Source organism: Streptomyces sp. NBC_01707 (assembly GCF_041438805.1).
Classification (GTDB): domain Bacteria; phylum Actinomycetota; class Actinomycetes; order Streptomycetales; family Streptomycetaceae; genus Streptomyces.
On the sequence record NZ_CP109190.1, the window covers coordinates 2,257,901 to 2,280,684 of the forward strand.

The following is a 22,784-nucleotide window of genomic DNA, read 5'->3' on the forward strand; positions in this document are numbered from 1 at the left end:
CGAAGTGGGAAAGGGCAGGGGGCGCTGGCCAGACTTCTTCCACGCAAGGGGTTCGATCGATCATGACAACGACTGACATCTCCACATCCGTCCCCTTCAGGGAGGTGACGGATCGCAACGGCCGTGTGTACCGGCTCGGTGAGACCGACCGGGACATCATGCGGAGACCGCGCTGGACCATGGTGCTGTTCCCGTGGCTCGGCATGATGGGTATCAGCTCGTCGGAGTACGCGTTCACGTCCGCCGAGGAGACGCTGCATGACGCGCACTTGTGGGCCAGCGGCCACATCTTCTGGCTGATGGGGGTCTGGATCTTCTTCCAGGCGGCCGTCGCCTTCCCGGCCGGGCAGCTCCGTGAGAGCGGGAGGCTGCCGGCCAAGAGAGCGATGATGCTCGGAGCGCTGGGCACCCTGCTCGGCTATCTCTCGCTGGCGTACGCGCCTCATGTCATCGTCGCCTACTTCGGCTTCGGCATGTTCAGCGGTATCGGCGCCGGACTCGTCTACGCGACCTGTGTGAACATGGTCGGCAAGTGGTACCCGGAGCGCAAGGGCGGCAAGACCGGCATGGTCAACGGCGGTTTCGCCTATGGCTCGGTGCCGTTCGTGTTCCTCTTCACCTCGTACATGGATCTGTCCAACTACCAGGGTGTACTGGTCTCGGTCGGGGTCGTCTGCTGTGCGGTCGTCGCGGTCGCGGGCTGGTTCTTCAAGGACCCGCCGAAGAACTGGTGGCCCCACCACGTCGACCCGCTGAAGGTCTCGGACGACCCGAGGATCGTGCGTTCGCTGGCCAAGAACCCGCCGGCGGTCAAGCAGTACACCCCGCGCGAGGCGGCCCGGACCCCGGTGCTGTGGATGATGTGGTTCTGCCTGCTGTGCACGGCGGGCATCAACATCTTCGGTATCGCCATGCAGGTGCCGTTCGGCAAGGAGATGGGGTTCGCCGGCGGCATCGTGGCCACGGCCATGTCGCTCAAGGCGATCGTGAACGGTACCGGCCGGGGAGTCATCGGCTGGATCTCCGACCGGTACGGACGCCGCAACACGCTGATCATCGTCTGTCTGGTCCTGGGTTCCGCACAGTTCGGGGTGTTCTTCTCCGGCGACATCGGCTCGATGCCGTTCTTCCTGTTCTGCTCGATGGTCTCCGGGTTCGGTGGCGGCGCCATCTTCCCGCTGTTCGCGGCGATGACCGCGGACTACTTCGGTGAGAACAACAACGCCTCCAACTACGGAATGGTCTACAGCTCCAAGCTGATCTCCGGCCTGGTCGGCTCCGGTGTCGGCGCGGTCGTGGTCGGCGCCTGGGGCTACGGCGGTGCCTTCGCCCTGGCAGGCAGCATCGGACTCGCCTCCGCGGTCCTGGCGGTGTTCCTACGGGCACCCGGCCGGCCGAGCCCCAGGCGCATCGAACCCAATCCGTATCCCATCAGCCGGGAGATCTCCTGATGTGACGGCGGAACCTCGCGTGACGGAGCCCGCGCCGGCCCCCACGGCGGGCGCGGGCTTCCGCGCGATCAGGACGCACGTGGCCGCGTCCGTCCACCACATCGGCGGCGAGACCGACCGGCAGGTCCTCGGCCGGCCGCGCGGTTCCGAAGGCCGGTCAGGGACCGTACGCTCCTGGTGGCTGCCATGGAGCGTACGGTCCCTGAAGTCATCGGGCGGGCGTTCGCGCTGTTCCCCGGTCGTCAGGAATACGCCGGTGAGGCCCGGACCACCCCTGCCGTGCCGCCGCCGGTACTACTTGCGCAGCGCCGCCAGGTTGTCGTATCCGATCCGCGCATGCGTCAGGGACTGCGCGAGGTCGGTGGAGCTCGGGGCGTTGTCCTGCTCGACCATCGGGTTGCGGTAGTTCTTCTCCCCGACCCGGCTGAAGAACGTCCGGTAGTCGATGACCCCGGTACCGAAGGGGACCATGTCGTAGCCCTGTCCGCTGGTCGTGTTGACGACGCCGTCCTTGGCGTGGAACAGCGGGTAGCGCTTGTTGTTGCGGCGGACCAGTGCCGCGGGGTCGAAGATGTTCTCCCGCTGCGATCCGTCGTGGGCGGTGTAGGTGTGGAACTTGTACTGGGCGACGTGCGCCCAGAAGATGTCCATCTCCAGCCATACGGTCTTCGGGTCGGTGACCTTGAGGAAGTACTCGAGCTTGCGGATGCCCGAGCTGCGGGTGGGCCGGCCCTGTGCGTCCAGCGGACCACCGTCGAGCAGGAAGCCGTAGGCCGCGTCGTGGTTGTGGGTGTACAGCTTGATGCCCGCACGACGAGCGATCTGCCCCAGGGCGTTCCACTTGTCGGCGGCCACGTCCCAGTCGGCTCGGTAGGCGCTTCCGGTGGGGTCGCCACCGGTGCCCATGTGGTCCATGCCGAGGATGTTCGCTATCTCCAGGGTCCGCTTGAACTGGTCCAGGTCGCTCTGGTTCAGCGGCCAGGACGACGGGATGAAGCCGTGGTTGCCCTGGGCGCGCAGACCGTAGTCGTCCAGCCACGAGCGCAGCAGCTTCGCGCCCTCCACCGTCTCGAGGTTGCTTCCGCCGGGTGCGTTGGCGTGCTGGCCGTACCCGGCGAACTCGACCTGCTTGTAGCCGTAGCGGGCCAGCTCCTTGAAGACCTCGCGGAAGCCCGAGGGAAGGTTGGTGCTGAGCGGATCCCGGCCCGTGGCGTCGCGCACGGTGTACAGGATGATTCCACGCTTCTCCGCCGGAACCAGAGCCTGGCCGTGGCCGTGGCCGTGGTCGTGATCGTGCCCCTTGTGGGAAGCGGACTGGGCGAAGGCCGGCGACGCGCCGATGACGGGCGCGGCGATCGCCGTTGCCGCAGCGGCGGTGCAGGTGCTGAGAAAGCGCCGGCGGCTGACGCCGAGGCTGCGGCGCAGGGCGCCGTCCGTTCCGGATTCGTCGTTGTACACGGTCACGGTCTCTCTCTTTCTCGAAGATGCTCGCAACGCTGTGCACGGACCGATCTCATACGAGGCCGGCAAGCGCGAGGAGCAGGGACTTCACTTCGGTGGCCCGGACGGGTCCGGTGAACGCGTGGGGGGTGGAACAGAGGATGAGCGGACCTTCGTCGTCGCTCATGGGGAGGCGGCCGTGGCTGCCTCGGATGGGTGACGGGTCGAGGGGCACGACCGCCATGCGGTAGCGCATGCCGAGCTTCTTGCGGGCCACGGCGGTCGCCGCCTTGACGCGTACGTACGGGTCCTGGGGGTCCAGGAAGAGTTCGACCGGGTCGTAGCCGGGTTTGCGGTGGATCTCGACGAGCTGCGCGAAGTCGGGGGCGCGCGCGTCGTCGAGCCAGTAGTAGTACGTGAACCAGGCGTCCGGGTCGGCGACGGCGACGAGTTCGCCGGAGCGGGGGTGGTCGAGGCCGTGAGCCTTCTTGCCCTCGTCGTCGAGGAGTTGCTCGATGCCGGGCAGCCCCGCCAGGGCTTCGCGTGTCGCGTCGAGGTCCTCGGGGCGGCGTACGTAGACGTGGGCGAGCTGGTGGTCGGCGACGGCGAAGGCCCGGGAGGCCATCGGATCCAGGTACTCCATGCCGTCCTGGGTGTGGACCTCCAGCAGGCCGGCTCGGCGCAGCGCCCGGTTGATGTCGACCGGGCGGTCGACACGGGTGATGCCGTACTCGGAGAGTGCGACGACGGTGCGGCCCTCACGGCGGGCGTCCTCGAGGAGCGGGGCCACGGCCCGGTCGAGGTCGGCGGCGGCCTTGAAGGCACGAGGGTCGTCGGGGCCGTATCGCTGCAGGTCGTAGTCGAGGTGCGGGAGGTAGCACAGGGCCAGATCGGGGTGGCGGGTGTCGAGGATGTGCCGGGTGGCGTCGATGATCCACTGCGAGGAGACGAGGTCGGCGCCGGGGCCCCAGAAGTGGAAGAGGGGGAAGGTGCCGAGCTTCTCGGTGAGTTCGTCGTGGAGGGCGGGCGGCCGCGTGTAGCAGTCGGGTTCCTTGCGGCCGTCGGCGTAGTAGACGGGGCGCGGGGTGACGGTGATGTCGGTGTCGGCGCCCATGGCGTACCACCAGCAGATGTTGGCGACGGTGTAGCCGGGGTGGACGCGGCGGGCGGCGTCCCAGAGCTTGTCGCCGGCGACGAGTCCGTTGTGCTGGCGCCAGAGCAGGACGTCGCCGAGCTCGCGGAAGTACCAGCCGTTGGCGACGATGCCGTGTTCGGCGGGGGTGGTGCCGGTGAGGAAGGTCGACTGGGCGGCGCAGGTGACGGCGGGCAGCACGGTGCCGAGGGGGGCATGGGTGCCCGACTGTCCCAGGGACTTGAGGTGCGGCATGTGGTCGAGGAGCCGGGGAGTGAGGCCGACGACGTCGAGGACGAGCAGCGGGGTGGGGCCGGAGCCCAGGGACGAACCCGTTTCGGCTGCGGTCATGGGAGCTCCTTGAGGCCGAGGTCGACCAGGAGGTCGCGGGCGAGGGTGAGTTCGGCGGCGATGCCGTCGGCGAGCTGGGGGCGGGTGCGGGGGCGCAGTTCGGCAGGGAGCGCCTGCCAGGTGTACGTCTCCACCTCCAGGTGACGGGTCAGCGGCCGGGCCCCGCCGACCAGGCGGCTCAGCGCGGCCCTGAGCACCGGGAGCGTCGAGGTGAGCGGTGGGGCGGGAGGTGCGTGCAGCGGTACGTGGAAGTGGGCACGCCACGGGGTGCCGTCGGGCAGCGCCTGGCCGGTGACCGCCTCGTCGAGGTCGTCGGTGCCGCGCAGCCCGTGCGTGGTCCGGGTGCGGGTCTGGTGGAGGAAGCGGGGTTCGGCGAAAGCGGCGAGCGCGGTACGCACCTCGGGCAGGTGCGGGTGCTCGGCGTGGAGTGCGGCGGAGAGCTGGGTCTTGGCCACCGGGATGCCGGCTGTGGTGAGCGCGTCGAGGGCGGTGCCCGGGTCCTCGAAGGAGGTGGCGAGGTGGCAGGTGTCGATGCAGATGCCGATGCGGTGGTGTCCGACGGCGGTGAGCGGTGCGATCGCGTCGGCGGTGGTCTCGACCGTGCAGCCCGGTTCGGGTTCGAGGCCGATCCGGATGGACTTGCCGGTCAGCTCGGCCAGGACGTCGAGACGTTCGGCGAGGGTGGTGAGGGCGGCGTGCGCCGTACGGGCGGCTTGCGGGTCGCCGGTGTACGGGGTGCGCCAGGCGATCGGGAGGGTGGAGATGGTGCCTTCGGTGACGTCGTCGGGCAGCAGTGTGGCCAGGAGCCGGGCAAGATCGGTGGTGTGGGCGAGCCGTTCGGGGTCCGTCCAGTCCGGCTTGTACACCCGGTACTTGACCTCTTCGGCGCCGAAGCCTTCGTAGGGGAAACCGTTCAGGGTCACGACTTCGAGGCCGCGGCGGTCGAGTTCGGCGCGCAGTGAGCGCAGCTGGGCCGGGTCGTTGATCAGGGTGCGCGCGGCGTCCTTGGCGAGCCAGAGGCCGATGCCGAGGCGGTCACGGCCGAGGCGTTTGCGGACCGGTTCGCAGTGGTCGCGCAGCTGGGCGCGGACCCCGTCCAGGGACTCGGCGGGATGGACGTTGGTGCAGTACGCGAGATGGACGGTGGATCCGTCGGGGTGGCGGAAGCGCATGGGGTCACTCCCCGCCGCGGAGTATGGAGTTCCCCTCGTGCAGCTGATCGGGGGTGGTGAGGTCGAGCTGGAGGCGGCCGCTCTGTCCGTAGAAGGCGACGGGATTGCGCCAGAGCACCTGATCGACGTCGTCGTCGCTGAACCCGGCGGCGAGCATGGCGTCGCCGACCTTGCGGGTCTTGAGGGGGTCGCTCCTGCCCCAGTCGGCGGCCGAGTTGACCAGGATCTTCTCCGTGCCGTGGGTCTTGAGGATCGCGATCATGCGGTCCTCGACCATCTTGGTGTCGGGGTAGATGGAGAAGCCGGCCCAGCAGCCGCTGTCGACGGCGTCCTTGACGGTCGTCTCGTTGAGGTGATCGAGCAGGACCCGCTCCGGGGAGAGGTGGGACTCGCGGACGACGTCGATGGTGCGGTGCAGGCCGGCGAGCTTGTCGCGGTGCGGGGTGTGGACGAGGGCGGGCAGGCCGTGGTCGGCGGCGAGCTGGAGCTGGGCGGCGAGGGCGGTGTCCTCGGCCGGGGTCATGGAGTCGTAGCCGATCTCTCCGACGGCCACGACGGAGTCCTTGACCAGGTAGCGGGGCAGGGCGTCCAGGACGGGGGTGCAGCGGGGGTCGTTCGCCTCTTTGGGGTTCAGCGCGAGCGTGCAGTGGTGGGCGATGCCGTACTGGGCCGCTCGGAAGGGCTCCCATCCGAGCAGGGCGTCGAAGTAGTCGAAGAAGCTGGCGGGTGAGGTGCGGGGCTGGCCGAGCCAGAAGGAGGGTTCGACGAGGGCGCGGACGCCTGCGTCGTACATCGCCTGATAGTCGTCCGTGGTGCGGGACGTCATGTGGATGTGGGGGTCGAAGATGCGCATCAGGACTCCTCCGTGGGGGGATTGGGTCGCCCCTGCTCGGGGATGTTCGAGTGCTCGGGGAAGGGTGCGGGGGCCGTCAGGGCGAGGACGCGGCTCAGGTCGGAGGGGACGGCGCGGCCGGCCGCGGTGCGTTCGGCGGCGAAGTCGCCGAGCATGCGGGCGAGTTCCGCGTCGCCGCGGGCGCGCCGGGCCAGTGCGTCGACGGCATCGACGGAGACGCCGGTGAAGAGGCATTTGAGGATGGCGTGCCGCCATTGGTGCGCGTCGAGATGGACGGCGGCGTACGGGCCGACGGCCGCGGCGACCAGCCGGGTGTCGTTGGTGCGCAGGGCGTCCTCGACGAGCGGAAGGGCGGTGGGACCGAGGTCCAGCCGGTGCAGGGTGAGGAGGACGGCGCGTCGTTCGGCGGCCGTGCCCTGGTCGTAGAGCCTGGTCACGGCGGGCAGGCCGGCGCGGGCTTCGAGGAGCAGCAGGGCGCGTACGGAGTCGGCGTACTCGAGTCCGCAGTGCCGGCCGGCGGCGGCGAACCGCAGCTCCCAGGGAGGGACGGCGTAGCGGTTGACAGGCGCGGTGTCCGCGGTGTCCTCGTGGAAGGCGGTGTGCGCGGCCTCCGCGAGGGCCTCGTCGAGCCAGGCGCGTGCGGCGCCGCCGAGCTGTACGTCGAGTTGCTTGCGGGTCATCGGCACGGTGTTGCTCCCTTCGAGGACTTCGCCGGGACGCGGTCGCGCAGGAACTCGATGGAGCTCCTGGCCAGTTCGGGGCCAGCGTGGGAGTGGCGGGGCAGTTCGACGACGGTCAGGCCGCGGTATCCGGTGTCACCGAGGGCGGCGAGCGCGTCGAGCACCGGCGGGAAGTCGATCTCGCCGTCGCCGAACGGGAGGTGCTCGTGGACGCCCCGGCGCATGTCCTCGATCTGGACGTGCCGCAGCCAGGGGGCGGCGGCCCGCACACAGTCGACGGGGGCGGCCGGTTCGAGGCACTGGCAGTGCCCGATGTCGAGGGTGAGCCCGAGCGGTTCGGGGTCGCCGCTGAGGACGCGCAGATGGTGGAAGTCCGAGAGAGTGGCCAGCAGATGGCCGGGCTCGGGCTCGATGGCGAGCGGGACGCCGGTACGGGCGGCGGCGTCGAGCACAGGTGCGAGGGCTTCGGTCAGCCGCTGCCAGGCCGTGTCCGGCGGGGTCTCGGGTGGGGTGATGCCGCTGAAGCAGTGCACGGCGTGGGCGCCGAGGTCGGCGGCGACGTCGACGGCCCGCAGCAGCAGCCGGGTGCGGGCGGCGCGTGCCTCCGGGTCCGGGTCGAGGAGGGACGGGCCGTGCTTGCGGCGCGGGTCGAGGACGTAACGGGCCCCCGTCTCGACGGTCACGCCGAGCCCCAGCCGGCCGAGCCTGTCCGCCACGTGCCGGGTGCGGGCGGCGAGATCCGGGGCCAACGGGTCGAGGTGCATGTGGTCGAGGGTGAGGCCGACGCCGTCGTAGCCGAGGTCCGCGAGGAGTCCCAGGGCGTCGTCCAGGCGGAGGTCGGTGAGCCCGTTGGTGCCGTAGCCGAAACGGATCGTCATGTGAGGCTCACCTTCCGGGCGAGTGTGCGGGCAAGAGGGACGAGCCCCATGACGGCGAGCCCGGTGCCTGCCGCTCCGGCGCGGGCGGCGAGCACGGCCTGGAGCGGGATCATCGCCCGGATGCCGCTGCCGACGGCGCGCTGGGTGAGGGGTGGGGACGGGTTGAGGGTGGCGTGGAGGAGGGGTTCGGCTGCGGTACGGAGGTAGGTGGCGGTGAGTGCGGTGAGGAGGACACGGGGGGCGGGTGCTCCGGGTCGGGTCCGGTGGCGGTCACCGGGCCCGCCCTTCCCCGGCACCGGGGGCAGGTCCCGGGACCCGCGCTGCTCGCGCACCGCGGCGGCGCCGAGCGCGACGATCGCCGCGAGTGCGCCGAGGGGTGCGGCGGTGGAACCGCCCTGCGCCTCGTGGCGGGAGACTGCGGTGACCGCGTATGTGTGCGCCCCGAGCAGGGCCGCGGCGGGTAGGGCGGCACGGACGTCGGTGTGGGCGGTGCGAGCGGGGCGCGTGGGCTGGGCGGGGCCCGGCGTGCGGGCGCCGCTCAGGATGCGGGCGCTGCGGGCGGCGCGCGACGTGCCGTTCGCGCCCGCCGGGCGCTCGACGCCCACGGACGCCGCGCCCGTCCCCGCCGTCGCCGTCGCGCCCAGCAGCAGGTCCAGTGCACGTGCCGCCGCCATCGCCGCCGGACCCGCCTGCGTGTGTTTCAGGCGGAGGTCGTAGGCCCAGACCGTTGCCGCCAGGCCGGTGGCCACCGTCAGGGCGGGGCGGCCCGCGCGGGCGGCCATGGTCAGGCCGGCGGCCGTCAGGGCACCGGCTGCCGCGAGCGCCGCGCCGGGGGTGATCCGGCCCGAGGGGATCGGGCGGTGCGGGCGGTCGATGGCGTCCTCGTCACGGTCGGCCCAGTCGTTGAGGGCCATCCCCGCCTCGTACAGGCACAGGGAGGCGCCGACCGCCAGCGCGGTGCCTCGGCCGGGCCGACGGCCGAGGGCCGCCGCCCCCGCGAGCGCGTCCCCTGGGACGGTGAACAGCGCCGAGACTCTGAGCAGTTCGGCCCAGGCCCGTACTGCCGCTCTCACTTCTGCCCCCGCAGTCGTTCGGCGAAGGTCAGGAGCTGCAGGTACTGCTCGGAGAGTGCGGCGGGGCCGCCGTCCGGGTCCTTGAAGTAGAAGCCGAGCTCGGGCCGCGGACCCGTCAGACCCACTTCTTGGGCGCGGGCCAGCAGTCGCGCCAGGTCCAGTACCAACGGGGCGGCCAGCGCCGAGTCGCAGCCCTGCCAGGTCGTCTGGAGGACCATCCGCGCCCCGAGGAAGCCGTCGAACGCGATGTGGTCCCAGGCCGTCTTCCAGTCGCCGAGCGCCGGTACGTCGTCGATGTGGACCTCGCCCTCGGGCGTGACGCCCAGTGTGTCGGCGAGGACGCGTTCCTTGCCCGCGTTCTTGGCCGCGGCGGCGCCCGGGTCCGCCAGCGCCGCCCCGTCCCCGCCGCCCAGCAGATTCGTGCCGGACCAGGCCCGTACGGGCAGGGCGCGTTGCACGAACATCGGGGCGAGTACGGAGCGGAGCAGCGTCTGGCCCGTCTTGCCGTCGCGGCCTGCGTGAGGAAGTCCGCAGGCCGCGACGGCGTCCTGGAGGGCGGGGGCGCGCAGCCCGGTGGAAGGGGTGAAGTTGATGTAGGGGCAGCCGGCCCGGAGGGCCGCGGCGGCGTAGAGCGAGCTGGCGGGCAGCCGGTGCTGTCCGGGTTCCGGGACCGGCTCCGTCGACGCCACGTTGACCACGACGGTGCGGGCGAGTCCGTTGCGGCGGCCGAAGTCGGTGAGGTCGGCGGTGAACGCCGCGATGAGTTCCTCGTCCGTACGGGTGTCGCCGGGAAGCGGCCCGCCCGGGCGTATCTCCGTGTCGGCGGTGGCGAGTTCGGACCGCACCGCCGAGGGCAGACCGTGCGGCAGCACTCCCCCGGCGGCCAGTGCCTCGGCCCGTTTGGGCAGCGGACAGTCGACGGTGTCGTGTCCGCCGAAGACCAGGGAGTTCAGCGCCGGCAGCCCGCTGTCGGCGAAGGGCGCGGTCTCGGTGACCATGCCCGCCGCCGGGTGGAGACCCGCCGTGACGGCTGCGCAGCCCGCCGTGGCGGTGGTGGCGACGGAGCCGCGTGCTCCGATGAACCAGACTCCGGTACGAACGGCATGTGCTGACACGGGCTGCCTCCCTGGCTGGGGGTCCTGGCTGGGCAGTGCGAAGTGAGCGGCGCTGATCAGATCGGGGCGGGCGGGAAGAGGTGGTGACGGCGGGCGGGGTAGGGCCTTTGCCCCGCCCGCCGTCGGACTGCGGCTGTCGCCCTACGCGGCGGGCAGCTCCTTCAACTGAATGTTGCGGAAGGACACCTGGTCGTCGGCTCCGTGGTTCTGGAGGCCGATGTAGCCGTCCTTCAGACTGCGTACGGGATCGGTGTTGGTGAAGTCGTTGATCTTGACCCCGTTCAGGAAGACCTGGAGCCGTTCACCCTGAACCTTGATCTCGTAGCTGTTCCACTGGCCGGGCGGCCGCAGCACCTGGTCGCGAGCCTTGATGTTCGCCGCCTTGAAGGTGTAGACGGAGCCCGTGGTGCGGTCGGGGGCGTCGGTGGCGTCGATCTGGACCTCGTAGCCGTTGTTCACCGCGGACCAGGGGTCGTCGGACTCCGGGAAGCCGACGAAGACACCGGAGTTGTCGTCGCCCGCCAGCTTCCAGTCGAGCTTCAGCGAGTACGACCCGAGCTCCTTGGCCTGGTAGGTGAGGAGACCCATGCCGCCCTGGGAGCGGAGTTCACCGTCGACGACGTCGAACTTTCCGGGGCCGGCCTGCTTCCACCCCTCGAGCGTCTTGCCGTTGAAGATCGACCGGTAGCCGGTGTCCGGCTTGCAGTCGGCCTTGACCTGTCCGGCCGCGTAGCGGACGCCGCCGAGGAGCAGCTGGCGGAAGGCCGGTTCGGCGTACGACTCCTTGGTGTGGCCGAGGCCGGTGTAGAAGGAGCGGCCGCCCCCGTAGGACTGGCACCAGGTGATCGGGTGATCGCCCTTCATGGTGCCGCCGGAGTAGGTCGTCTCGTCGAGCGTGGCGAGGACCTTCACCTTGTCGCGCGGGTTGGTGCGGTAGTTGTACAGCTCGTCGGTGCGGTTCCAGGCGTCGTCGAGGTGGGCGGTCGCCGGGTTCTTGTGGTCCTCGACGCGGACGGTGACGGGCTGGATCGCGGGGTGCCCGGCGAAGTACGCGCCGACGAGTCCGCCGTAGAACGCCCAGTCGTACTCGGTGTCCGCGGCGGCGTGCACGCCCATGTAGCCGCCACCGGTGGCGATGTAGTTCTCGAACGCCTTCTGCTGGTCGGCGTTGAGCACGTCACCGGTCGTGGAGAGGAACACGACGGCGTCGTAGCGGGCCAGGTTGCTGGTGGTGAACTGGCCCGCCTCCTCGGTGGAGTCGACGGTGATGTTGCTGCTCGCGCCGAGTTCCTTCAGTGCGGCGACGCCCTCGGGAATGGCGTCGTGGCGGAAGCCGGCCGTCTTCGAGAAGACCAGGACCCGCTTGGCGGTCCGGTCGGGGGCGCTGTTGGAGAGCTCGAAGTCGTCGATGTCGTACAGCGCGCCCTCGCCGCCCTTGAAGACCAGGAAGAGTTCCGTGGCCTGCTTCGGGACGCCGCGCAGCGGTACGTCGATGTCCTGGAAGTTCTCCCAGCCGCCGGTCACCGGAACCGGTGCGGAGCCGAGGATCTTGCCGGTCGCGGAGCCGGACCGTACTTCGAGGAAGCCGCCCGCGCCGCCGGACGATATCCGGGCGGTGAGCTTGGTGGAGTCTCCGAGGATGTACGGCTTGAAGGCGATCCAGTCGTCGTTGTTGATGTCGCCGACCGTCTTGCCGCCCTCCGCGTTCGCCTTGTCGTACGTCTGGATGCCGGACGAATCGGTGAAGTGCTCGGCCTGCCGGTGGCGGGGCTGGAGCTGCGACTGGTCGTGGCCGCTGAGGGCGGCCTGGCCGCCGCCTCCACCGTCGGTGTACGAGGCGTCGATGACTCCGAAGATGTTGGCGTTCGGGTCGTGACCGCCGTCCATCTCGGTCTTGATGGTGCCGGTGCAGCCGTGCTCCGTGGTGATCGGGTGACCGTGGCTGTCATGGCCGAGTACGAAGCTGACCTGGACCTTGGAGCAGTCGATCGTGCCGTCCTCGGGGTCGGTGACGGTCACCTTGAACGGGATGTCGTCGCCGAAGCTGAACAACTGGCCGTCACCGGGGAGTTCCAGGGTCACCTTGGGTGCGGTGTTGCCGACGGTCACATGGACGCTCGCCGAGCCGGTGCGGCCGGTGGGGTCCTTGGCGGTGACGGTCGCGGTGTAGGTGCCGTTCTTCTTGTACGTGTACGTGGGGTTCGCGGCGGTCGACGTACCGCCGTCGCCGAAGTCCCAGGCGTAGGTGAGCGCGTCGTTGTCGGAGTCCGTGGTGCCCGCGGAGGAGAACTGCACCTTCAGCGGTGCGGTGCCGGACGTCTTGTTGGAGGAGGCTTCGGCGACCGGCGAGTGGCCACCGGTGGCGTTCTCGATGCGGTAGAGCGCGGAGTGCTCGTCGCCGCCGAACCAGGAGACGCCGTAGTCCAGGACGTACAGCGCGCCGTCCGGGCCGAAGGCCATGTCCATCACCTGGGTCCCGGACCACGGGATGTCGTTGATGGACTGGACGTTGCCGTCACCGTCCTGCTCGATGCGCTTGATCCACTGCCGGCCGAACTCACCGGCGAAGAAGTCCCCGTCGTACGCCTCGGGGAACTTCACGGGCGAGTCGAGGTCGGCGTCGTAGTGGTAGACGGGGCCGCCCATCGGCGACTCGGAGCCGGTACCGAACTCGGGCACGGAACCGCCGTCGTACGGGATCCAGGCGGCCTGCGCCGGGGGCAGGTCGACCAGACCGGTGTTGTGCGGCGAGGTGTTCTTCGGGGCGGCGCAGTCGAAGGCCGCACCGGACGTCTTCGTCGCGAAGTCGTAGTCGACGAAGGGGTCGTTCTTCCCGGTGCAGAACGGCCAGCCGAAGTTGCCCGCCTTCGTCACCCGGGCGAACTCGACCTGTCCGCCGGGTCCGCGCTTCGGGTCGGCAGCGCCCGCGTCGGGGCCGTAGTCACCGACGTATGCGATTCCGGTGGCCTTGTCGACGCTGAAGCGGAACGGGTTGCGGAAGCCCATCGCGTAGATCTCGGGCCGGGTCTTGTCCGTGCCCGGGGCGAAGAGGTTGCCCTCGGGGACGGTGTACGAGCCGTCGTCCGCGACCTTGATGCGGAGGATCTTGCCGCGCAGGTCGTTGGTGTTGCCCGAGGTACGCCGGGCGTCGAACGCCGGGTTGCGGTCGGGGCGTTCGTCGATCGGCGTGTAGCCGTCGGAGGCGAAGGGGTTGGAGTCGTCCCCGGTCGACAGGTACAGGTTGCCCTGTGCGTCGAAGTCGATGTCGCCGCCGACGTGGCAGCAGATGCCGCGCGACGTCTTGACGTCGAGGACCTTCTTCTCGCTGCTCAGGTCGAGGGTGCCGTCCTCCTTGAGGACGAAGCGGGAGAGCCGGTTGACGCCGTCGAACTTGGCGAAGTCCGCGGCGGTGCCGGTCTCCGGGGCGTCGCCGGACGGGGTGTCCAGCGGCGGCGCGTAATAGAGGTAGATCGCCCGGTTCTTGTCGAAGTCCGGGTCGATGCCGACGCCCTGGAGGCCTTCCTCATCGTGCGAGTAGACCGGGATCACGCCGGAGATCTTGGTGTCGCCGGCGCTGTCGGTGATCCGCAGCTCGCCGCTGCGCGAGGTGTGCAGGACGCTGCGGTCCGGGAGCACGGCCAGCGACATGGGCTCGCCGGTCTCGGCGGCCCCCTTGGCGAGGGTGACCTGCTGGAAGTCCTCGCCCGCGGCCGCCGCGGCGTCGGTGGCCGCCGGCGATACCGGGCCCGACGCGGAGGCGCCGGGGGCGCCCAGGGCGAGGGTGGCCGCGGTGAGCAGGCCGCCGGTGAGCAGGGCGAGGGACTTGCGGAGTCGGGGCCGGATTCTGGTTCTGCTTCTGTGCACGAGTGTCCTCCGGAGAGTGCCGGTTGTACGGGCGGGTGGAGCCGAGCCGTTCCGCGCGGGGACTGCCGCGCAGGTCACCTGGAGCCCAAATGGGGCTCCAGCGACGCGAGTCATTTCGTGTACACCACAGGGACGGTAGACCTGTTCGTCCGAGGCGGAAAGCCCTTGCACAGCAGTTGAGTTGAACTTTTTCCTGCTGGAGGACAAAGAGGGATGAGGGCAGCCGGGACCGCCCCGACGGCGGACTTGCTGCCGTCGGGCCTCTCCCCTGCCCGAACCGGGGGCTGCGCCCCCGGACCCTGCGGTCCTCAATCGCCGGACGGGCTGAACAAGGTGCCCTCGAACGCCGGGCAGGCTTGGGTTCTGCCGCCTCGGCGGGCCACCGGAACCGAGTCCGGGAATCCAGCCCTCCGGCGATCGAGGAGCGGAGATGCGGGGGCGGAGCCCCCGGGAGCCGTCAGTCGCCGCCCCCGAACGCCGCGTCGAACGACGCCGCCGGCGGGTCGAAGTCGTACCGCTTCATCGTGGCAAGCGCTTCCGGCGCACCCGCCAGCCGGTCCATTCCGGCATCCTCCCACTCCACCGAGATCGGCCCTTCGTAGCCGATCGACCGGAGCATCCGGAACACGTCCTCCCACGGCACATCACCGTGCCCGCCGGAGACGAAGTCCCAGCCGCGGCGTGGATCGCCCCATGGGAGGTGCGAGCCGAGCCGGCCGTTGCGTCCGTCGAGGCGTTTGCGCGCCTCCTTGCAGTCCACGTGGTAGATCCGGTCCCGGAAGTCGTAGAGGAACCCGACCGGATCGAGGTCCTGCCAGACGAAGTGGCTCGGGTCGAAGTTCAGCCCGAACGCGGCCCGGTGGTCTACGGCCTCCAGGGCGCGGTGCGTGGTCCAGTAGTCGTACGCGATCTCGCTGGGGTGCACCTCGTGGGCGAACCGCACGCCCTCGGCGTCGAACACGTCGAGGATCGGGTTCCACCGTTCGGCGAAGTCCTCGTACCCCCGCTCGATCATCCGCGGCGGCACCGGTGGGAACATCGCCACCAGGTGCCAGATCGACGAGCCGGTGAAGCCTATGACGGTGTCGACTCCGAAGGCTGCGGCGGCACGCGCGGTGTTCTTGATCTCCTCGGCGGCCCGCTGCCGTACCCCCTCGGGCTCGCCGTCGCCCCAGATCCTGCCGGGCAGAATGCCCTGGTGCCTTTCGTCGATCGGGTTGTCGCAGACGGCCTGGCCGACGAGGTGGTTGGAGATCGCCCAGCACTTCAGCCCGTACTTGTCGAGCAGCTGGTGCCGCCCGGTCAGGTAGCCGGGGTCTTCGAGGGCCTTGTCGACCTCGAAGTGATCGCCCCAGCAGGCGAGTTCGAGCCCGTCGTAACCGAAGTCACGGGCGAGCCGGCAGACCTCCTCCAGCGGCAGGTCGGCCCACTGGCCGGTGAAGAGAGTGAAGGGACGGGGCATGCGCGGAACCTCCTAGAGCTGTACGGGGGTGTGGACGGAGTTCTTCTCGGCGCTCTCCTCCACGGCCGCGAGCACCCGCTGCACCTGGAGCCCGTCGGCGAACGACGGCACCGGGTCCGTCCCCTCGGCGATCGTCCGGACGAGGTCGCGGGCCTGGTGGATGAAGGTGTGCTCGTAGCCGAGGGCATGGCCGGGCGGCCACCATGCCTCCAGGTACGGGTGTTCGGGCTCGGTGACGAGGATGCGGCGGAACCCGGCCGTGACGGCGGGCTCGGTGTGATCGTGGAACGACAGTTCGTTCAGCCGCTCCAGATCGAAGGCGAGCGACCCGCTCTCCCCGTTGAGCTCCAGCCGCAGCGCGTTCTTGCGGCCCGCCGCCATCCGGGTCGCCTCGAACGACGCCAGCGCCCCGGAGGCGAGCCTGCCGGTGAACACGGCCGCGTCGTCGACGGTGACCGCCCCGCGGGCCTCGCTGCTCGCGACGCCCGAGAGTCCCGCCGACGCTCCGGCGAGCAGAGGGCGGTCCCGCACGAACGTCTCCGACACCGCCGACACCCCCACCAGCAACTCTCCCGCCAGATACTGGGCGAGGTCGATGATGTGCGCCCCCAGGTCGCCGAGCGCACCGGAGCCGGCGTGTTCGCGCTCGAGTCGCCAGGTGAGGGGCGAATCAGGGTCGACCAGCCAGTCCTGGAGGTAGGTGGCCCGTACGTGCCGCAGGGCGCCGAGCCTGCCGTCGGCGATCAGCTTCCGTGCGAACGCGATCGCCGGCACCTTGCGGTAGTTGAAGCCGACCATCGCCACCTGACCGCGGGCCCTGGCCCGTTCCGCGGCCTCGGTCATGGCCTCCGCCTCGGCGACCGTGTTGGCGAGCGGCTTCTCGCACAGCACGTGCTTGCCGGCCTCCAGGGCGGCGATGGCGATCTCCGCATGGCTGTCGCCGGGGGTGCAGATGTCGACGAGTTGGACGTCGTCCCGGGCGATCAGGGCGCGCCAGTCGGTCTCCGCCGCCGCCCAGCCGTGCCGTTCGGCGGCGGCGGTGACCGCCGTACGGTCGCGTCCGCAGATCGCGGCGAGAGCCGGTCGCATCGGCAGATCGAAGACGTGTCCTGCGGTGCGCCACCCCTGGGAGTGGGCGGCACCCATGAACGCGTATCCGACCATGCCGACCCCGAGCGTCGCCGCCGGCTCTGTCGACGGCGGCGCTTCGGCTTCCTGCTCCGTCTCTTCCCTACGGGCCATCCGGGCTTCCTCCTCGTCGGTCGTTCGGTGGGGGCGGCAGGAGGGTCAGCACCCTCCTGGACTGCGGATCAGCTGAAGCCCGTCGGCAGGTACTGGTCGATGTTGTCCTTGGTGACGACGGCGGAGTAGAGCGTGAGGCTGGTCGGGATCTCCAGTTCGGAGAGGCCGCCGATGCCCTTGCCCTGGCCGAGTGCGCGCGCCAGGTCGATGGCGGACGCGGCCATCGTCGGCGGGTAGAGGACGGTGGCCTTCAGGACGCTGTTGTCGGCCTTGATGGCGTCCATCGCGGACTTGGCGCCCGCGCCACCGACCATCAGGAACTCGTCCCGGCCGGCCTGCTGGATGGCCCGCAGCGCGCCGACACCCTGGTCGTCGTCGTGGTTCCACAGAGCGTCGAACTTCTTCTGCGCCTGCAGGAGTTGAGCCATCTTCGCCTGGCCGGACTCGACGGTGAACTCGGCGGCCTGCCGGGCGACCAGCTTGACGTTGGGGTAGTTCTTGAGCGCGTCGGCGAAGCCCTGGCTGCGCTGCTTGGTGAGCTCCAGGTTGTCGATGCCCGCGAGTTCGACGACCTTGGCGTTCGGCTTGTCCTTGAGCTTTTCGCCGATGTACGTACCGGCGTTGAGGCCCATGCCGTAGTTGTCGCCGCCGACCCAGCAGCGGTAGGCCTGCGGTGAGGCGAAGATGCGGTCCAGATTGATGACGGGGATGCCCGCCTTCATCGCTTCCAGGCCGACCTGGGTGAGTGCCTTGCCGTCGGCCGGGAGGATGACGAGGACGTCGACCTTCTTGTTGATGAGGGTCTTGACCTGGCCGATCTGGGCGGCGGTGTCGTTGGAGCCCTCGGTGATCTCCAGGGTCACCTCGGAGTACTTCTCCGCCTGCGACTTGGCGTTCTCGTTGATGGCGTTGAGCCACCCGTGGTCGGCCTGCGGACCGGCGAAGCCGATGGTGACGGGCTTGCCGGGCTTGTCGTCGGCAGCCGGCTGGTTGCTCTGCGCGGTCTGCGACTTCTTGGGCTCGTTGCTGGTGCAGGCGGTGAGGAGGGCGCCCGCGGAGACGGCTGCGGTGCCGAAGAGCAGTCCTCTGCGGCTGGTTTCTGGCATGGCTGTGGAACCCTTCATCCGGTGCGTGGTGGCAAGCGGAACTGTGGGTGGGGCGGGATCGGGTGAGGTGGGACAGGGGTGGGAGAGCCCGGGGACTCAGGTCTCCCCGTGGGCCGAGGTTCGACCCTGGACCAGGACGGCGGCGACGATGATCGCGCCCTTGGCGATCTGCTGGACATCGCTCTGCAGATTGTTGAGAGCGAAGATATTGGTGATGGTGGTGAAGACGAGGACGCCGAGGACGGATCCGACGATCGTGCCGCGTCCGCCACTGAGCAGGGTCCCGCCGATGATCGCGGCGGCGATGGCGTCGAGCTCGTACAGGTTGCCGTTGGTGTTCTGTCCCGAGCCGGACAGGATGATCAGCATGAAGGCGGCGATGCCGCAGCACAGCCCGGAGAGGAGGTACAGATAGAGCCGCTGCCTGGTGACGTCGATTCCGGCGAGCCGGGCCGCTTCAGCGTTGCCGCCGACCGCGACCGTGCGGCGCCCGAACGTCGTGCGGTTCAGCACCAGCCAGCCGATGACGGTCGCCGCGGCGAAGACCATGACCAGGGGCGGAATGCCGAGGATGTACGAGTCGGGCAGCCCCAGGTCCAGGACCGACTGCACGGTGACGATCTGTGTCTTGCCGTCGGTGAGCAGCAGGGCGAGACCGCGGGCCGAGGCGAGCATGGCCAGCGTCGCGATGAACGGCACCATCCTCCCGTAGGCGATCAGCAGCCCGTTGACGAGTCCGGCGCCGAGTCCGACGAGCACGGCGGTGAAGAGGATGCCTGCGAAGCCGTACTCCTGGGTGGCGAGGGTGGTCGCCCAGACCGAGGCGAGCGCGACCATGGCACCGACCGACAGATCGATGCCGCCGCTGGTGATGACGAACGTCATGCCGACGGTGACGACACCGATGACGGACGACTGGGTCAGGATCAGCTGCAGGTTCCCGGTGTCCAGGAACGCGTCAGGTTCGGTGAACCCACCGACGGCGATCAGTACGGCGAGGACGCCGAGAAGCGACAGGTTTCGGACGTCCGCACGCACCCGGAGAGCGCGCGGTCCGCCGCCCTTCGAGGGCGGCACCGAGGCAGGGGCGGGCGCGGCCGCCTTGTCCGGCCCACCGTGCTGCGCCGAGGAGACGGGCTGTGTCATGACGTCGGGCTCCCTTCCATCACGAGGTCGAGTACGCGGTGCTCGTCGAGCTCCCGGGCGTCCGCCGTATGCACGACGCGGCCCTCACGGAGCACCAGCACCCGGTCGGCGAGGCCCAGGACTTCGGGCACTTCGCTGGAGACCAGCAGGACGGCGAGGCCTTCGTCGGCCAGCCGGCGGATCACGGCGTAGAGCTCGGCGCGGGCGCCGACGTCGACACCGCGGGTCGGTTCGTCGAGCAGCAGCACCCGGCAGCCGCGCAGCAGCCAGCGGGCCAGGACGGCCTTCTGCTGGTTGCCGCCGGAGAGAGTACGGACGGGGGTGTCCGGGTTGTCCGGACGCAGCGACAGTTCGCGGGTGGCGGTGCGGGCCGCCCGGCGTTCGGCCCCCCGGTCGAGCCAACCTGCCCTGGAGTAGCGGGACATGGAGGACACGGAGACATTGCGGGTGACGGATTCGAGCATCAGCAGGGCCTGCGCCTTGCGTTCCTCCGGGGCGAGCCCGATGCCCGCGGCGACGGCTGCGCGGACGCTGCCGGGGCGCAGCGGCCGCCCACCGACCAGGACCCGGCCCGCGCTCGCCTTGCGGGCTCCGTAGATCGTCTCCAGGATCTCGGAGCGCCCTGAGCCGACCAGGCCGGCGAGGCCGACGATCTCGCCGGGCCGCAGTGCGAGGTCGAGCGGCGCGAACTCCCCTTCCCTGGCGAGTCCTTCGACGGTGAGTACGGGATCCTGCGGGGCGGCGTCCACGGCGGACGCCTCGGGGCGCTGCGGGAAGACGTACTCGACGTTGCGGCCGGTCATCATGGCAACGATGTCCCGCGTCGGGGTGGACTTGGCGGGCAGTCCGACCGCGACGGCCCGTCCGTCCTTCAGCACGGTCACCCGGTCGCCGATCCGCCGGATCTCCTCCAGCCGGTGGGAGATGTAGACGACGGCGACGCCGTCGGCGGTCAGTGAGGCGACGATACGGAAGAGGTTGTCGACCTCGTCGGGGTCGAGGGCGGCGGACGGCTCGTCCATCACGATGAGGCGCACGTCGTGGGAGAGCGCCCGTGCCATGGACACGATCTGCTGCTGGGCCGCGGAGAGCGCGCCGACCGGGCGGGCGGGATCGATCTCGGAGTGGCCGAGGCGCTTCAGAAGCGCGGCGGCCGCCGTGCGACCCTCGCGGGTGCGGACGATGAAACGGGCGGTGGTGGGTTCATGGCCGAGGAAGATGTTCTCGGCCACCGAGAGGCCCTCGACCAGGTCGAGTTCCTGGTAGATGGTGGCGATGCCGAGGCGCATGGCGGCGATCGGCGACTTCAGCGCGACGGGCGCGCCGCGCCAGGCGATCTCGCCGTCGTCGGGCTGGTGGGCTCCGGCGAGCACCTTGATGAGGGTGGACTTGCCGGCGCCGTTCTGCCCGAGCAGACAGTGGACCTCACCGGCCTGGACCTCCAGGTCCACGCCGTCGAGAGCGCGCACACCGGGGAACGACTTGGTGATGCCGGACATGGTGAGCAGGGGTGGTTCTGGTGCCATGACAAATCCCCTCGGCGAAACGGGGTCTCCCCCTGCTCGGGCGAAGCCGAGAGCTTGAGGAAGGGCCGGTGAGTGGGCAGGGCTGTACCAGGTGCGGGTGGTGCTCAGTTGCCGATGTAGCGCTGGTGCCGTACTGCCGGCCGAGGATCAGGCCGGTGAGAACAGGTGGTCGCTGATGAGCCGGGCTGCGCCGATGACTCCGGCGGTCGGTCCCAACTCGCCCAGCACGATGGGAAGATTTCCGGTGGCCAGCGGCAGGGACTGCCGGTAGACCTGGGTCCGGACGCTGGCGAGGAGCGTGTGGCCGAGGCCGGTCACGCCGCCCCCGATCACCACCAGTCCGGGGTTGAAGAAGCTGACGAGTCCGGCGATGACCTGGCCGACCCGGTTGCCGCCCTCGCGGATCAGGTCGAGCGAGGTCGCGTCACCGGCGGCCGCCGAGGCGGCCACATCGGCGGCGGTGAGCCGGCCGGCCGCCTCCAGTCGGGCCGCGAGCTCCTGCGACTGTCCCGTGCGCGCCGCGTCCTCGGCGTCGCGGGCCAGTGCCGCACCGCTGAAGTGGGCCTCCAGACAACCCCGGTTGCCGCAGGCGCAGGCGCGCCCGTCGGGTTCGACCTGGATGTGCCCGATGTCGCCGGCGCTGCCCGTCGTACCGCGGTACACGTCGCCGCCGACGACGATGCCGCAGCCGATGCCGGTACCGATCTTGACGCAGAGGAAGTCGCCCACGGAGCGTGCGACGCCCGCGTGCTGCTCCCCCATCGCCATCAGGTTCACGTCGTTGTCGACCATGACGGGGCAGCCCAGTTCCTGGCTGAGCGCCTCGCGGACCGGGAAGCCGTCCCAGCCGGGCATGATCGGGGGTGCGACCGGTACGCCTTCGGGGAAGCGGACCGGTCCGGGTACACCGATGCCGGCGCCGTCGAAGCCTTCCGCGAGCCCGGAGGCCCGGAGCTTGGCCGCCATGGACAGCACCTGCTCGAAGATGGCTACAGGTCCTTCGCGTACGTCCATGGGGTGGTTGAGGTGGCCCAGGACCTCCAGCTCCGCGTTGGTGACCGCCACATCGATCGATGTGGCGCCGATGTCGACGCCGAGGAAGCGCAGTGCGGGAGCGAGCCGGATGTTGTGCGAGCGACGCCCACCGCGGGAGGCGGCGAGTCCGTCGGCCACGACAAGTCCGGTCTCCAGCAGCCGGTCCACCTCGACGGCGAGCTTGGAGCGGGAGAGATCGATCTGATCCCCCAGCTGTGCCCGTGAGTTGGGCCCGCCGTCGCGCAACAGCCGGAGCAGTCGCGCCTGATGCGCATTCGCGGGTCGTGCAGTCATACGTCTCACGCGCCCCTCCCCGCCACATCGGCTCATCCGTCGGGCTTTCGAGTGGAACGTAGCAGCGGTTGCCGGGAGTGGGAAGAAGTTGCGCAGGAATCCGCTACAACTTTCTCCACACCGAGGACAAAGCCGTTCGCCTCGCCGATTCCCCGCTTCGGCACGGGCACCTTCGAGGCATGCGCCATGGCGTCGTGCGGCGGGGAAGTCAGCGATGCCGGAACGAACGCTCCCGAGCCACGCACACCTTGACCGCACATCGAAACGGCCGCGCACCGATGTCGCCGACTTCGCCACGGCTCCCTACCGGGCGAGCCGGGGCGGCTTCACCGTCTCGTGCCCGTACCGCCGTCCACGTCACCCTCGCCTCCCGGGAGGGGACGGGAGCCGCGTTCAGTCGCGGGGCCAGGGGCGGCCGTCGAGGCGTTCGATGTCGCGGTTGAGGCGCCCGAGGCAGTGCGCGAGCTGGGCCGCCTCCTCAGGTGTCCACTCGGCCAGCACATGCGCCAGCCCGTTCACGTTCTGGGCCCGGTCGCTGTCCAGGCGGCGCTTGCCTTCGGCGGTGATGGCGAACTTGCGGGCGATGCCCCCCTCGGGGTCGGGGATGCGCTCGACGACACCGGCTCGCAGCATGGCGGCGGTCTGGCGGTTGAGGGTGGAGGTGTCCAGACCGAAGGCGTCGCTGAGCTGACTGATGGACAACGGACCCTCGGCCTGGATGCGGCTGAGGAGGATGTAGGCGCTGCGGTCGAGTCGCCCGCTGCCCCGATAGGTGAGCAGATGCATGTACCGGCCGAGAAGCATGGTCTCGAACTCGATCTGGTCAAGGGGCATGTCCACGCAGGGTTTCCTTCGGCCGCGGGCTTGCCTTCCTTTCGGGAAGGTCACCTTCCAGTAGATATACCACGAATTGCATGCATGATGCACGTGGAGTGCAAGACACACATGAAGTGTATGGTGCACA

At 70.1% G+C, this 22,784-nt stretch carries 17 protein-coding genes; 1 reads left to right on the forward strand and 16 read right to left on the reverse strand.

The annotated features are described in order from the left end of the window. Positions 1–62: 62 nt before the first annotated feature. The gene (locus OG963_RS10200; RefSeq protein WP_093778986.1) at positions 63–1,451 is read left to right on the forward strand and encodes an OFA family MFS transporter; all 1,389 of its coding nucleotides are present in this window, start codon (positions 63–65) and stop codon (positions 1,449–1,451) included. A 294-nt stretch (positions 1,452–1,745) separates the two neighbouring features. Here OG963_RS10200 and OG963_RS10205 read toward each other — a convergent pair whose 3' ends face one another. The 16 genes from OG963_RS10205 to OG963_RS10280 all read right to left on the reverse strand — a co-directional run bounded on the left by OG963_RS10205 (position 1,746) and on the right by OG963_RS10280 (position 22,660). Further along, on the reverse strand, positions 1,746–2,915 hold the full coding sequence (locus OG963_RS10205; RefSeq protein WP_093778984.1) for a sugar phosphate isomerase/epimerase: 1,170 nt from the start codon (positions 2,913–2,915) through the stop codon (positions 1,746–1,748). A 49-nt stretch (positions 2,916–2,964) separates the two neighbouring features. After that, positions 2,965–4,374: a nucleotide pyrophosphatase/phosphodiesterase family protein gene (locus OG963_RS10210; protein WP_093778982.1), complete on the reverse strand. Its 1,410-nt coding sequence runs from the start codon at positions 4,372–4,374 to the stop codon at positions 2,965–2,967. Beyond that, positions 4,371–5,546 carry a metabolite traffic protein EboE gene (gene eboE / locus OG963_RS10215; RefSeq protein WP_030916164.1) on the reverse strand — a complete coding sequence of 392 codons (1,176 nt, stop codon included), beginning with the start codon at positions 5,544–5,546 and terminating at the stop codon, positions 4,371–4,373. The genes OG963_RS10210 and eboE overlap by 4 nt, the downstream gene beginning before the upstream one ends. A 4-nt stretch (positions 5,547–5,550) precedes the next feature. Then, entirely contained in the window at positions 5,551–6,399 is an 849-nt protein-coding gene (locus OG963_RS10220) for a TatD family hydrolase (protein ID WP_371798791.1), read from the reverse strand. Next, on the reverse strand, positions 6,399–7,079 hold the full coding sequence (locus OG963_RS10225) for an EboA domain-containing protein (protein WP_371798792.1): 681 nt from the start codon (positions 7,077–7,079) through the stop codon (positions 6,399–6,401). Before OG963_RS10225 ends, OG963_RS10220 begins: the two co-directional genes overlap by 1 nt. Continuing rightward, the gene (locus tag OG963_RS10230) at positions 7,076–7,957 is read right to left on the reverse strand and encodes a sugar phosphate isomerase/epimerase family protein (protein ID WP_362277963.1); all 882 of its coding nucleotides are present in this window, start codon (positions 7,955–7,957) and stop codon (positions 7,076–7,078) included. The genes OG963_RS10225 and OG963_RS10230 overlap by 4 nt, the downstream gene beginning before the upstream one ends. Beyond that, on the reverse strand, positions 7,954–9,030 hold the full coding sequence (locus tag OG963_RS10235; protein WP_093778976.1) for an SCO3242 family prenyltransferase: 1,077 nt from the start codon (positions 9,028–9,030) through the stop codon (positions 7,954–7,956). The genes OG963_RS10230 and OG963_RS10235 overlap by 4 nt, the downstream gene beginning before the upstream one ends. After that, positions 9,027–10,145 (reverse strand): inositol-3-phosphate synthase, encoded by a 1,119-nt coding sequence (locus OG963_RS10240; RefSeq protein WP_362277968.1) that lies wholly within the window; start codon positions 10,143–10,145, stop codon positions 9,027–9,029. Before OG963_RS10240 ends, OG963_RS10235 begins: the two co-directional genes overlap by 4 nt. A 141-nt stretch (positions 10,146–10,286) precedes the next feature. Further along, the gene (locus tag OG963_RS10245) at positions 10,287–14,009 is read right to left on the reverse strand and encodes a ThuA domain-containing protein (protein WP_093778972.1); all 3,723 of its coding nucleotides are present in this window, start codon (positions 14,007–14,009) and stop codon (positions 10,287–10,289) included. Between the two features lie 457 nt (positions 14,010–14,466). Then, the gene (locus OG963_RS10250; protein ID WP_030916180.1) at positions 14,467–15,471 is read right to left on the reverse strand and encodes a sugar phosphate isomerase/epimerase; all 1,005 of its coding nucleotides are present in this window, start codon (positions 15,469–15,471) and stop codon (positions 14,467–14,469) included. A gap of 12 nt (positions 15,472–15,483) precedes the next feature. Further along, positions 15,484–16,713, reverse strand: a complete 1,230-nt coding sequence (locus OG963_RS10255; protein ID WP_371798793.1) for a Gfo/Idh/MocA family protein — start codon at positions 16,711–16,713, stop codon at positions 15,484–15,486. Positions 16,714–16,781: 68 nt separating this feature from the next. After that, the gene (locus OG963_RS10260; protein WP_030916184.1) at positions 16,782–17,819 is read right to left on the reverse strand and encodes a substrate-binding domain-containing protein; all 1,038 of its coding nucleotides are present in this window, start codon (positions 17,817–17,819) and stop codon (positions 16,782–16,784) included. A 96-nt stretch (positions 17,820–17,915) separates the two neighbouring features. Next, positions 17,916–18,965: an ABC transporter permease gene (locus tag OG963_RS10265; protein ID WP_030916189.1), complete on the reverse strand. Its 1,050-nt coding sequence runs from the start codon at positions 18,963–18,965 to the stop codon at positions 17,916–17,918. After that, entirely contained in the window at positions 18,962–20,491 is a 1,530-nt protein-coding gene (locus OG963_RS10270) for a sugar ABC transporter ATP-binding protein (protein ID WP_093778968.1), read from the reverse strand. Before OG963_RS10270 ends, OG963_RS10265 begins: the two co-directional genes overlap by 4 nt. Before the next feature lie 147 nt (positions 20,492–20,638). Continuing rightward, on the reverse strand, positions 20,639–21,820 hold the full coding sequence (locus tag OG963_RS10275; RefSeq protein WP_030916195.1) for an ROK family transcriptional regulator: 1,182 nt from the start codon (positions 21,818–21,820) through the stop codon (positions 20,639–20,641). 393 nt (positions 21,821–22,213) lie between these two features. Next, positions 22,214–22,660 (reverse strand): MarR family winged helix-turn-helix transcriptional regulator, encoded by a 447-nt coding sequence (locus OG963_RS10280; protein ID WP_030916199.1) that lies wholly within the window; start codon positions 22,658–22,660, stop codon positions 22,214–22,216. Positions 22,661–22,784 lie beyond the last annotated feature (124 nt).